This window comes from Actinophytocola sp., assembly GCF_045807065.1.
Classification (GTDB): domain Bacteria; phylum Actinomycetota; class Actinomycetes; order Mycobacteriales; family Pseudonocardiaceae; genus Actinophytocola.
On record NZ_JBJMIE010000607.1, the window covers coordinates 1 to 12,844 of the forward strand.

The following is a 12,844-nucleotide window of genomic DNA, read 5'->3' on the forward strand; positions in this document are numbered from 1 at the left end:
CCAGCACGGCGGCGCCCTCGTAGCGGCGGCGCAGCCAGTCGGCCAGCTCGGGGGTCCGGTCGGCCCGGTCGACGGCGTGCACGGGGCCGTCGAAGCCCGGGTCGATACCGCCGTCCCCCACGACCCACCGGGAGACCTCCGGCAGGTGCGCGACGATCGCCCCGACGGGCAGCATCCAGGACAGGCCCGCGTCGGCGTCGGTGTACTCGCTCACGACGATCCCGAGCACGTCGCCGGTCCGGTCGTCGGCGACCCCGGCACCGCTGAAGCCGGCCCGCACCCGCTGCTCGCCTTGGGAGCGCTGGTTCATCTGCAACCACTCGACGCCGGCCCGCCCGGCGAGCGTGATCCGTGCCCACACCCCGACGTCCAGGCCGTCGGGGTAGCCCAGTGCGTGCACCGGGCGGTCCCAGGTCAGCGCCACCCTTCGCAGCTTCGCGCCGATCCCGTTCGGCTGCGGCTCGCTGAGCCGGAGCAGGGTGACATCTCCGCGCCGCTCGTCGGCCGACGGCGGCACGCACGCCCCGGCGACGATGTGGGCGGCCGAACTGGGCACCGCGTCCAGCCCCACCATGTCGACGGCGAGCTCGGGTGCTTCCATCGCGACGTGGGCACAGGTGAGCACGTGCTCACGGTCCAGCAGCACCCCCGCACCGAGGACCGAGCGCGGAGCGGAACGAGATCGCACTCGCACCCGCCACAGCTCGCTCCCATATGGGAACGGCCCCCGTTCCGCGATCATTCTCTGGAGGGTATAAGGAGTTCCGCGACGCCAGCGGCGATTCCCGGAACTCTCCCCGTTCGGTCTAACAAGCCTCCGCCTACCGTGCGCACGGCAGATCCAGCCATTCCTCGTGTGGTATTCCCGCCCTGATCTGGTCGAGCCTGCGCAGCAGTTGGTCGAGCTGGCCCGGGTTGCCGAGGTATTCCAGCACTGCGCGGTAGTAGGCGGTGCGCATTGCCGCCGGCAGGACGTCGACCACGTGGAAGCACAGGGGGTCGGTGGAGCGGAACACCTCGGCGATGCGTTCGCTGATCCGGTCATCGCCGTACACGGCGGGGTCGATGTGCTCGTCCACGGTGAAAGCGGCGCCGCCGGGGATGCTCGGCCAGATCCGCTGCGCCTCGTCGGTGGCCAGGAACCGCAGCAGGGCGCGGGCTTGCGGGGTGTCGTTGAACATCCCCGCGAGGTCGACGGACACCGTCCACACCCGACCCTTCCCCGTGGCCGGCGGGAACGGGAAGAAGTCGAAGTCGACGCCGGGTCTCGGGCCGCCGTCGCGCAGGTCGCGGTATCCCTTACCCTGGTAGAACCCCATGATGAAAGACGCCTGGTGTTCGAGCAGGCACCCCGGCGGGTCGGTGAACAACGGGCGTCCGGCATCCTCGAAGTCCGTCAGCAACGCCGTGCGCGGGCCACCGCGAACGAACCTCGGGTCGGTCGCGAACGCGCCCCACGACATCCACGCCTGGCGGACCTGGTCCGAGGTCCAGGGCAGGTCACCCCGGGCCCACCGCCGGTAGAGGTCCGGCCCGAACCGGTGCACGAAGATGTCCTCGATCAGGTCGATGCCGGGCCAGCCCGACATCGGCGCATCACCCATACCCATGCACCACGGAGTGGTGCCCCGCGCAGCCGCGGCGTCGCTGTACGCCACCAGCTCCTCCCACGTACGGGGAGGCGGTTGTGGTCCGCGCGCCGGGTTGAACCAGACGAGGCTCGTGAGGTTCGCTTTGATCGGCACGGTGTAAATGTGCTCGCGGCCGCCGTCGTGTCTGGGCAGCAACCACGGTCCGCGGAACGTGGTCCGCTGCGCGTCGTCGAGCACCCCGTCCAGCGGGTGCAGCTTGCCGGTGCGGGCGTAGGTGGCGAGGTCGCCCGGCGTGGACAGGATCGCCACATCCGGTGCGGTGCCACCCGGCGCGCTGGACAGCAGGACCTGCGACAGCGCTCGGCTCTCCTGGTAGTTGACCCGGATGCCGCTGTCGGCGGTGAACGCGTCCAGCACCTGCTTGAACGCGCGCCCCTCGGAGCCGGGACCGGTGTCCAGCCACGGCCCGAGCACGGTCACGCTGCCCCGCGTCGCCGAGCCTTCGCACGCGGGGAGGCCGGCGGTCGTCAGCACCACCAGCAGCGCGGCCGCGGCCCGGCGTAGGAGTGTTCTTCTCATCTCGGACGGAACCTGTACTCGTTGAGGGGGGTGCGGAAGCCGAGCGCGACCGCGCCGGTCAGCAGCGCGGCCAGTACATACATCAGGGGAAGCAGGGCGGTGTCGGCGCTCGCCGCCGCGGCCTGCTCGGTCACGTCCCGGGCTTCCGCGGCGAGCGCGCCGTCGTTGATGCTGAGGCCGGGGTCGCGCAACGCGTTCACCTCGCCGACGTACCGGGACAGGGTGTCACCGCAACCGCCGGGATCACCGCACGCCGTGCCGACGACCAGATCGCGCAACGCGCGCTGCCCGGACGCGTCCGTTGCGGCGTCCCGCGCTCGTTGCGCGTCGACGAGGTTGTACAGCTCGCCCCGCACGGTGACGAGATCCCCGTGTGTGCCGGCCACCCGCCAGGAGATCACGGCCAGCGCGATCAGGGCGGCGCCGGCGAGCACCAACCACAGGTTCACCCGGCGCCGGAACCGACGGAAGAACACCGCGTTCGCCACCACCAGCAGGGCCAGCAGGGCAACAACCGGCAGGAACACCACCACGGCGGCACCCGGGGTCGTCTTCGCGGTGGCCAGCTGCCGATCCAACGCCGTCCGCTCAGTCGCCATCAGCGTGTCGAGCTGGGTCACGAGCGCGCCGTCCGGCTTGTGCAGCAGCCGCGAGGCGTTCCACAGGTCCACCGCGCCGATAACCGCACCGCCCGGCTGCCGGAAGTGCGCGTCGGCCTGACCGATCATGCCGGTGTAGGACACCAACAACCCCTCGACCAGTTGCAGCGTGCTGCTGCCGGCGTCGCCGGCCACGTTGTGCTCAGCCACCCTGGTCAGCGTCTGGCTCGCGACCGCGAGCTGGTTCTGGAACTCGTCACCGGGACCGGAAAGCTGCGCGCCTCCCGTGGTGAAACTGGTGATGGCGGCATGGTCGGCACGCAGCAGCGCGGACCTCGCCACCGCGAGCTCCCCGACGACGGGGACGGAGCGGTCCCGCACCGCAGCCGCCGTATCGTGCACCCGCGTGAACGCCAGCAGACCGGTGGCGAACACCAGGGCCGACAACACCAGCAGACCGGCGAGGAGCCCGAGCAGCAGCCGCCGGGTCGTACTCCGGTCCGGCCCGCGCAAGCGCAACCAAAGTCCCCGCCCCAGCTCACGCACGGCGGAGCCGGCCTCTGCGGTCGCGGTCATCACACGGTCTCACCTCGCAGGTCCCAGCATCCGTGCAGAACCACATGGTAGGCGCACAAGCCACGCGCTTCTTGTGGTTTGGCCGTAACACCAACTGTTCCCGACCATCGTCCGCACCCGTGATGCAGGATCTCCAGCTCCGTCTCCAGTTGCCGGCTCCGCTGCTTGGCCGCGACGAGATCCGCGCGCTCCTGCCTACTCAGACCAACCCGCTCTCACCACGATCAGCACGGTCCTGCCGGACAACGAGCCGCTTGCGTTCGCCATGTCCGCCCTGCTGGGCGATCCGACCGGCGGCAGGGCCGGCCGGGGCGTGGTGGACGATCGTCCGGTGCCCGCGCCGTCTGGCACGACACGGGTAGGTGCCCGCGGGCCGGCACGGCGACGGCGACTGACCGAGCCGCCGTGCCGGGCGCCGTGGATCAACTTGTCGGGGTGTCGTTGCCGGCAGGTGCCGGCGCCGGTTGCGCACGACGGCTGGCCGGCGTGCCGCTCGAGGACAGCACCGTCGTGTCAAAGGCCATGTTGACGACCATGTTGGCGAATCCCTTTGACACGAAGGTCATCACGTTCGGGTCGTTGTTGCTGAGGTTGTCGCACCAGCGGAACGGGTTGTCGACGCAACCGCCGTCGAAGCTCGGCACGTTTCCCTCGAAGTTGCCAAGAGAGCCGCCGAACAGGTCCACATCGGACTGAAGCTTGCAGCAGTCCTGCCCGGTCAGCACACCGCTCGCCGGAATGCCGGCCTGGTTGAAGACGAACGCGTCCGTACCGACCGGTGAGAACAGGATGTGGTTCTGCCCGATGGAGTCGAAGTACCGGATGCCGTGATCGCGGGCGACCTGTGACGGCTGGTACACCTGCGGCGGGAACGTCGTCGACACGGTGCGGCCGAACAGGTCCACCCCGGCCGGGTCGAGGACGCCGACCACGTAGTTCGGTGTCGCGGTCACGTCCGCGTCCAGGTCGTAGCCGATCTTGCCCAGCTCGTTCGGGCTGAGGTTGTTGACGTAGAAGTTCGAACCAAGCAGCCCCAGTTCCTCACCGCCGAACCAGATGAATCGCAGCTTGTTGCGTGGGTGGACCTTGCGCATCATCTGGGCGATGTCGAGGATCGTCACGGAGCCGGACCCGTTGTCGAGCATGCCTGCGCCGAAGATCGCGTCGAGGTGCGCGTCCACGACCACGACGTGGTTCGGGTCGCCACCCCTGGAGTCGGCGATGACGTTGTAGTCCTTGGCGTTCGGGTTGACGATCCCGGTGAGGCTGATGTTCATCACCGGCAGCGCCGTCCCGCCCTGGACCGCCTGGTTGTACTGGTCGAGCAGAGCGCTGCCCGACGCGAACGAGGTGAACGCGACCGGAATCGTCGGGACGACCTGGTTGCCGTCGGCGTCCACCAGGCTGCCGCCGCCGAACACGCCTTGACGTCCAGGGTTGCCCTCGTTGAAGATGATCACTCCGGAGGCGCCGGCCGCCTGCGCGTTCACGACCTTGGCGCCGAAGTTGCAGGCACCGCGCTGGATCAGCGCGATCCGCCCCGGCACGAAGCCGGTGAAGTCACTCGCCGCACAGCCGCTTGACGAACTGGGTGTCGGCGTCGGCGGTATGACGATGCCACCCGCGGGCGCGACGTCCGCGGTCGTGGATCCGGTGCTGTTGCCGGGAACCCACTCGTCGCCGAGGGTGAAGCTGTGCGCCGTCGGCGACAGCTGACGGAACGTCTGCGATCCCGTGAAGGCGAAGTACAGGAACGTGTAGGTCTGGATCGTGACCTCGTAGCCGGCCTTGCGCATCGCCCTGGCGACGTAGTCCACCGAAGCCTTGTAGCCCGCCTCCCCGGAGTTACGCGACGGATGTCCGTCGGCACCCGGATGGGCGTCGGCGATGGCCTGCAGGGCCCGCATGTGGTGCCAGAGATCACCGGTTCGGATACAGGGCAACAACTTGCGGGGTGTGTCGTTGACTCGGTCGGCGCAGCCGGCTGAACCAGGCCCGTGGCCGGCGCCCGCGGCCGCCGGCGCCGTCGTGGCGGTGACGAGACCGACCGCCACCACCAGGACCATGAACAGACGTGTCAATCCTCGAGGACGTCGTGACATTCGGCCCACTCTCCCAACCCACCAGCGCTCGCCCCCAGTTGTGCGGCCAACCGTGCCACTGATCCGAGCGCGTGCCCAGACACTCATTCGTGCCACACGGTCGAATCGTCCTTCCGCGGTGTAGCTGTACCCGAAACCCTGTTGTTCGCTTCCTGAACAGGCGGACCACCACACTATCCCCATACCGTCACTCATGCCCGAATCACCCGACGTAAGAATTCCCGACCCGCGAGATCGCCGCGTGCTGCGCAAGCTCGCCCGATCTCGGGGACTTGCTGCCCTGACGCGGCCTGCAACCCGATCGTCCCCCAGTACCGTCTCCTTGTCAGGACGACATCCGGGAAGGGGTGATACGAGGTGGGGCTTCGACGAGGTATGGCGATCGCCGTGACGATAGGTGTGTCGTTCGTGTCGGTCGGCTGTGGGGCCGATTCCGCGCCGGCCTCGCCACCGGCATCGACATCGGTGGCGACCGACCCGGCGCTGCTCGGCGCGGCCGACACGATCGGCCCGATGCTGGAGAAGACGTTCCCCGACTCGTACGCGGGGCTGTCGCTGGACCACCGGCGGCATGTGATGACTGTCTACCGCCGCCCGGACCCCGCACTGGACGCCGCGGTCCGCGCGAAGTCCGGGCAGGTACGCGTCGACTTCCGGGACGCGAAGTTCTCGCTGGCCGCCATGCGGCAGCTGGTGGACCGGATCATGGCGGACAGGACGTACTGGGGTACGCGGCAGGTCAGCATCCAGACAGTGGCACCGATGCCCGACGGCTCCGGGGTACGGGTCGGGACCCTGCGCGGCGCGGCGAACGAGTCGGCACTGCTCTCGGAGCGCTATGGCGCGGGGACGGTGTCGGTGGAGAAGATCTCCGTCGTACCCGACTGACAGCCATGGGCGGCGCGGTGGCGTCCCCACCACGCCGCCCCGCCGTCGTCAGCCCACGTTCACGTGGAAGCCGATGGCATTGGCCTGCAAGGTGACGTCCGGGTACCAGAACCGCCAGCCGCATGTCCGGTTGGCATCCGTCGGTACGCCCTGGCAGGGCACGTTGGTGCCGGAGTCGTGCGCGGTCAGCGTGCCCCGCGCCACGTCGTTGGCGTTGTTGTTGGCCAGGCTGAAGACCGGACCACCGCTGTCACCGTTGCCGGACGCCCCGACATGGCCGCCCTGTTCGGCACGGACCAGGGTCATCGCGTGTCCGTCGACCGTCAGAGCCTCGTTGATCCGGACGACGGTGATGCCGCACACGGCTCCGGAGAAGGCGCCGGAGGTGCACAACGAGTCGCCGACATGGCTCGCGCTCGCACCGACCACGGTCTTGAAGAACTGGTTCGCGCCCGCGATCGAGTCCCCGTCGTAGACCCCGTCCCCGGCACTGGTCAGGATGAGCTCGCCGTCATGCGCCCAGTCCACGCCCGCCGGAATCGTGCTGCCGACCGCGTCGCCCGTGCCGGTGGTCCACGCTCCTTCGCCGCAGTGTGCGGCGGTCAGGATGTACGTCGCCGCCCCGTTGTTGCCGGTCACGCCGAACCCGGTGCTGCACGCGGTGTTCCCCTGGACGATCAGCGCACCACCCCAGAACGGTGCGGTGTCGGCCTGTCGGCTGTCGGCCTCGGGCGAAACGTCTCCCGTGACGGTGAACCGCACAGGGCTGGTGAGATACGGCACCAGCTGACTCGCCTGGGCGGCCGACACGTTCGCCGGCACCCCGCTCATCCCGACGTCGAGTCCTGACCCGTCCGGCATGGGAGATACCGAAACCACGTGTGGGCCCTTGGCCGCGGACCGCGCGGTGCTGAGCGCGGCCAGCCGCTGCGTCTCGCTCAGCAACTGGTCGCGCGTGTAGGGCGCCTGCGCCACGTGCACGCCGATACCCGTCGCCCCGGCGGCCGCGATCTGCTGCGACACAGCGGCGGGCATGCTGCCGTGCCAGTAGAGGTTGATCGCCCGGTTGGCAGGGTCGACGACCAGACCGGCGATGCCCGATGTGGCACCGGTTTCCGCCGACGCCGCCTCGATCAGGTCGGCGACCCGGTCGACTGCCGCCTGGTTCTTCATCAGTCGCACCACCGCCGGAGTCGTTCCGGCGGCCTGGATCTCGCCAGACCACGGCACGTCCTTACCTGAAGCGGAAGGACTTGTGACGGTCTCCGCCTGGGCTGTCAACGCCATTGGCAGCGCGGCCACGACCGGCAACAGAACGGCCAGGATTCTCACTCTTGTTCTCGTCACAATGACAAACCCCCACGGTTTGAGTAAGAAGGCACAGGGGAATGCCACGACAACGGCAGACGAACATCAATTTCCGTCGGCACCCCCAGTGCATGACCACCTTGCTACCAAAGGCTTGCGGCAGTCAACCTCTTTCTTTCGGATCGGGCCATGGCGAGAGCCGTGCGGTGTGCCTGGCGGGAACGGCCGGGCATGCTTCACTCCGATGGCGAGCAGCTCCTCTGATGTCCACCGCCGCTGGTCATGGCCGAGGATCGACGGCCGCACCGCGGTGTCCTCACCCCGCACGCGCTGAGCGCACGCGGTACCAGCTAGGCTCGTTCGCCTCCGACGGGACCCGAGGGGTGATCAGGTGACCGGCGTGGACGATCTCGCCTGGGCGGACGCGTCGCCCGAGGACGAGATGCTGCTCGACGAGATCTTCTGCCTCACGTTCGTCAAGGCCGTGGACGACACCGAGGTGTTGCGGCGGATGGGCGCTCTGCCCGACAGCGTCGCCACCCGTACACCTGCCGACCTGGACCGCCTGGACAACTTCGACGACGGCTATCCCACCATGGCCTCCACGTTGCGGTTGGCCTCGTGGACCGTCGTGGTCGAACGCAGCGGCTTCCAGGGTGCCGAGCTGCTCCCCGCGCTGTCACACGAGACCGAGGCGGTGTGCGTGCTGCGCCACGACTACGCCTCCCACACCTTCGCGTACGCGGCGGCCGGCGAGCTCATCACACAGTTCGACCCCTTCTTCCCCGCGCAGCGCTACGGCGCCGACCCGGACCGCCTGCTCTCCCGGATGCTCGACGTCGGCTTCGCCATGGACGACGACGGCTTCGACCACAACTTCGACGGCGCCATCACCCGTTCTCTTCGGCTCGCCGAGGAAGTCACCGGTGTCCTGCCCACCCTCGAGGCGCTCACCGGTCCACTGACGAGCGCTCGCATCGAGCCCTGGTTCAGTGACGCACCCAAGCCACCGGCGACACGACCGGGCCACGACAGCCCCGTCGACCCCGTCGCCGAGGTGCGGCGGCTCACCGATCTGCATGGTCTGAACGACACGCCAGGACTCGCCGAGGCACTCCGCGCCGCCGAACGCGCGACACCCGTGGTGGTCACACCCGACAGTCCCCTCGGCCAGCACGTCCGCACCTGGCTCACGGAGTCCCGGCGTGCCGGCCGGTCGGCCAACGACCACAACGCCCGGCACCGGATGACCGACACCGAACGCCGCCGCGCGTTCGACCTTGGCTGGCTCGCCGTCGCACTGGGTGCCGCCCTCCAACCCTCATCACGGTCGATGCGCCCGGACGCCGACTGACCGCACCGTTCAGGAAGGGCGCACAAATCCCGAAGGCGGCCACGAGATCCGCATACAGATCCCGGCGCACCCAAAGCCGACCGACCCGGCGCGAGTGCCTACCGGACCAGGTGGACGGTGAAACAAGCACCGTCGGACAGCAGACGATGCGATGGCGACCGGCATCACCCGGTCGCCTGAGATCGCTGCCGCCTCGCCGGATGGTGACGCCGCTTGTCCGAGGGCGCTATGCGGTCACCAAATCGAGCGTCTATCCGACCCGGAGCGGTGTTTTCATGCATGTGATCATCGTGATTGTGGAGATCCCTGCGTTGTGGTTTCCGGCGCATTGTCCTGTCGCATGCTGTTGACCTCTCCAATCACGACGGAAAGAGGAAAGAAATGCGACTGTCACGTCTGATCGTGGGGACGGCGCTCGCCGTCGCGGCTCTGGTGCTGCCACAGGCGGTCGTCCCGGCGTCCGCGGCTGTCACCGACCTCGCCTGCAACTTCGACCGCATCACCTTCAACGCCTGCCTCAACTTCACCGAGCCCACGCTGAACGTGCTGGACGCGCACGTCGGCCTGGACGCGAAGATGCCCCAGCGGTACGCCCAGGAGATCGTGGATATCGGCGGTCTGAACACGCAGGCCCAGCTCTTCGCGACCCCTGGCAGGTTCATCGCCGATATGGCTGTGGTGAGCGGCTCTCCATCGGCGGGACCGACCGGCCTCAGCGTCCGGCTGATCACCACCGGCCTGTCGCGTGGCGACCTGAACATCAACACCGGTGCGGGTGCCCAGGAGAGTTTCTTCGTCGAGGTCTCCTACTTCGACCCGCACGGCCAGGGCGCGTGGAAGACGTTCCGCACGGGAACCGTGACCGGCGATTTCGCGCCGCGCTGAGGTACTTCGGCAGCCGCCCTGCGATCATCAGGGCGGCTGCCCTGGCGCGATGATCTTCTTCGCGGCCGTACGGACCGCGAGTACCCTAACGATCTGATAGCTGGCTTCGTTCACCTACCTGAACAAGGGGAGCGTCCAGCGGCAGGAACGCACGAGTCGGGGGAACCGCCGGACAGGGCGAAACTGGGGAGATCACATGCGTGGATCCGCTGATCTCGACGAGGTGGACCGATTACTCGTCACCGTGCTGCAGACATCACCGCGGGCCAGCTGGGAGCAGGTCGGTCAGGTGCTCGATGTCTCCGCCTCCACCGCGGCACGCCGGTGGGACCGGCTCACCGAGTCGGGCCTGGCATGGTTCAGCTGCCTTCCGGTGCAACTGTCGAGAACATCCTTCACGTGGGCGGTCATCGAGATCGACTGCGCCGCAATGCGACTACACTCAGTCGCAGCGGCAATCGCCGGCGACCCGCACGTCGTCGCCGTCAGCCACGTCACCGGGTCTCATGATCTCGTGGTGATGGCCGCCTTCGCGGACCAGATCTCCCTCGGCCGCTTCCTCCGGTTCCGGATCGGCGGCCTTGACGGCGTTCAGTCCCTCCACGTGCACGTAGTCACCAGCCTGCACGCCGTCGCCTGTCGCTGGCGCCTCGACAGGCTATCCGCACCGCGCCACGCCGCACTGCTGGCCGACACTCCCACGGGACCCAAAAGGCCCGCATGTGGCATTGGACCCGACGCCGCAGACTTGGCGCTGATGAACGCGTTGAGCGCGAACCCTCGCCAGCCCGTGGCCGACCTGGCCCGCGACACCGACCTGAGCCCGACCAGCGTCCGCCGACACCTCATGCGCATCGACGCGGCCAAGTTCATCGTCTGCCACTTGGACGTCGCGCGGTGTGCGTCCGGCTGGCCGATCGCCGTCCACTTCTGGGGAACCATGCCCCCCGACCACGCCACACAGATCACCACCCAGATCACCCACCTCCGCGAAACCCGCTTCTGCGGAACACTCACCGGCCGCGACAACCTCATGTTCACCGTCTGGCTTCACTCCACCGAGGCCCTCGAGCCCTTCGAAACGCTCCTCGCCAGGCAAATACCCGAACTCGTCATTACCGCCCGCAACCTAGTCCTGTGGAACGTAAAGTTCGGGACCAACATCCTCAACCCCGAAGGCCAGCGCATCAGAACCGTTCCGTTCTCGCTGTGGCCGAACCAGGAAGCTGTCGCCGCCGAACACAAACTACTGAAAGATATGCGAGCAGGCAGTTCTTGAACCAGTTTAACCACCGGCATTGCGCCTGGGCCCCGCGTCGATGGTGAGCGAACCGGTCACGACCAGATCCCCGAAGGCGGGGTGGGTACAGATGAGGCTCTGGTCGGAGCGGTCGTGGGTTGATGTCGACCAGCGTGGTAGCGGTGTTGCCGTTCAGGTCATTGTTCGAGTAGGCGGCCCCCGTCGCGCAGCAGGTCGAGCGCCCCGTCGTCAGATTGGCACCCGGAGGGACGTCGCCGGTCACCTGATCGGTGTCACGCAGTACCCACCCCGACCGTGCGCCGCTGGTGTCGTGGGGACCCGACGGGGTCGAACGGCACGGGTCCGTGTTCGTGTTGGCCAGCGGGTGTTCGTGGCGTGATCTGCCGCCGGCGTGCGACTCGATTGATGACCATTTGACCACCACGGCCAGCGCCATGTTGCTGGTCATCAATCGCACAGCCTGACTGATGGGGCGGCGGACACGAGTCGCCGCCAATCAGGAGGGATCGATGATGCGAACGAATTTCCTGGGTCGAGGGCGAACTCTGCCCTCGACGGCGACCGCGGGTGACCGGAGGGTGCACCGCGTCGCGCCGGCCTGGTTGGTCGGTGCCATCGCCGTGGCGTTCGTGACCGGTGGCGTGCTGGTGGCCGGCGGCGAGAACCCCGCGCAGCGGCAGTCGGTGATCATCCCGCGGTCCAGCCAGACCACGCAGGTCACGGGAATCGCGACCACCAACGTCAATGTGCACGCGGTGCCGGCCGGGCAGACCCGGTTCGACCTCGCCAGCACCGTGGTGGGCACTATCCCGGCCGGTAGCCAGGTGGCGCTGACCTGTCAGTTCGGCGGGACTGACGCGGGCGGTGCCGGCAACCAGTGGTACCAGGCGACGGGCGTGTCCGGGGTGACGGTGCCGGCCGGCGAGGTCGCCGTCGTATCGGCCACATACCTGCGCACCGACAGGGCCTCCGTGCCCACCTGCGGTGCCGCTCCGCAGAACTCAGGTGACTCGGTCGCCGACGCCGGTGGCCCGCAGGTCAACCCGGACTGGACCATCGCCAACGACATCGCCTTCGGCGGCAAGCACGCCACCGGCGACGACCAGTGGCGCGACTACGGTGCCGGCACGGCCGGGACGACGTCCGACGACGGCATCGTGCTGTTTCGGCTGTTCATCCCGGACGTACAGGCCGCCGGCCGTCTGCTGCGCGGCGACAACCGCGGGTTCGACCCCAGCCCGCAGGCGTCGTCGCGGGGCATCGTCGCCTGGAACACCAGAACCGGTGACGTGTCCCTGACGGTCACGCACTCGGAACTGGCCGCGCCACTGCCGCAGTTCATCCAGTACCGGCCAGCGCTGCGGATCGCGGACGGCACCGACATGGACACGGCGTTCGCGGCTCGGGACCAGATCCGCTACGACAACCGGTTCGGCGTCGATCCCAGCGCCGCCACCAACAGCACGCTGCACGCCCGGGTCAGCCTGCTCAACCCGCTGACCAACGGCGTGACCTTCGGCGAGATGGTCACCGCGTCGGCAGTCCTGACCGATGGCCTGACACTGCCGGCGGTCGCGCTCTCACTGGTGCCGAGCATCGGTCAGCAGCACGGCGCGTGGAGCGTGGACTTCGACCTGACCATCAGCCGTCGCGGTCCCGGCGACTACGCGCTGGACATGACCGGCAACGGTTACCCGGCG

The 12,844-nt window shown here is 68.5% G+C and carries 10 protein-coding genes; 5 read left to right on the forward strand and 5 right to left on the reverse strand.

The genetic code is table 11. The features are described from left to right. From ACJ73U_RS35380 to ACJ73U_RS35395, 4 genes are all read right to left on the reverse strand, one after another. On the reverse strand, positions 1 to 742 hold a 742-nt coding region (locus ACJ73U_RS35380), incomplete at its 3' end, for a serine protease (protein ID WP_407782112.1). Between the two features lie 79 nt (positions 743 to 821). Further along, on the reverse strand, positions 822 to 2,171 hold the full coding sequence (locus tag ACJ73U_RS35385) for an ABC transporter substrate-binding protein (RefSeq protein ID WP_407782113.1): 1,350 nt from the start codon (positions 2,169 to 2,171) through the stop codon (positions 822 to 824). Continuing rightward, entirely contained in the window at positions 2,168 to 3,346 is a 1,179-nt protein-coding gene (locus ACJ73U_RS35390; RefSeq protein ID WP_407782114.1) for a hypothetical protein, read from the reverse strand. The genes ACJ73U_RS35385 and ACJ73U_RS35390 overlap by 4 nt, the downstream gene beginning before the upstream one ends. 422 nt (positions 3,347 to 3,768) lie before the next feature. Continuing rightward, a complete protein-coding gene (locus ACJ73U_RS35395) occupies positions 3,769 to 5,427 on the reverse strand; it encodes a M28 family peptidase (RefSeq protein ID WP_407782115.1) in 1,659 nt (552 codons plus the stop codon). Positions 5,428 to 5,835: 408 nt separating this feature from the next. Between ACJ73U_RS35395 and ACJ73U_RS35400 the strand changes: the two genes are divergently transcribed. Beyond that, a complete protein-coding gene (locus tag ACJ73U_RS35400; RefSeq protein ID WP_407782116.1) occupies positions 5,836 to 6,336 on the forward strand; it encodes a hypothetical protein in 501 nt (166 codons plus the stop codon). Between the two features lie 48 nt (positions 6,337 to 6,384). On the opposite strand, the gene ACJ73U_RS35405 is transcribed toward ACJ73U_RS35400, so the two are convergent. Then, positions 6,385 to 7,509: a hypothetical protein gene (locus ACJ73U_RS35405; RefSeq protein ID WP_407782117.1), complete on the reverse strand. Its 1,125-nt coding sequence runs from the start codon at positions 7,507 to 7,509 to the stop codon at positions 6,385 to 6,387. Between the two features lie 526 nt (positions 7,510 to 8,035). Between ACJ73U_RS35405 and ACJ73U_RS35410 the strand changes: the two genes are divergently transcribed. The 4 genes from ACJ73U_RS35410 to ACJ73U_RS35425 all read left to right on the forward strand — a co-directional run. Next, entirely contained in the window at positions 8,036 to 8,998 is a 963-nt protein-coding gene (locus tag ACJ73U_RS35410; protein WP_407782118.1) for a DUF6461 domain-containing protein, read from the forward strand. Positions 8,999 to 9,379: 381 nt separating this feature from the next. Then, the gene (locus tag ACJ73U_RS35415; RefSeq protein WP_407782119.1) at positions 9,380 to 9,883 is read left to right on the forward strand and encodes a hypothetical protein; all 504 of its coding nucleotides are present in this window, start codon (positions 9,380 to 9,382) and stop codon (positions 9,881 to 9,883) included. Positions 9,884 to 10,079: 196 nt separating this feature from the next. Continuing rightward, a complete protein-coding gene (locus tag ACJ73U_RS35420; protein WP_407782120.1) occupies positions 10,080 to 11,162 on the forward strand; it encodes an Lrp/AsnC family transcriptional regulator in 1,083 nt (360 codons plus the stop codon). A gap of 491 nt (positions 11,163 to 11,653) precedes the next feature. Continuing rightward, the coding region (locus ACJ73U_RS35425) for a hypothetical protein (protein WP_407782121.1) at positions 11,654 to 12,844 on the forward strand (1,191 nt) is incomplete at its 3' end.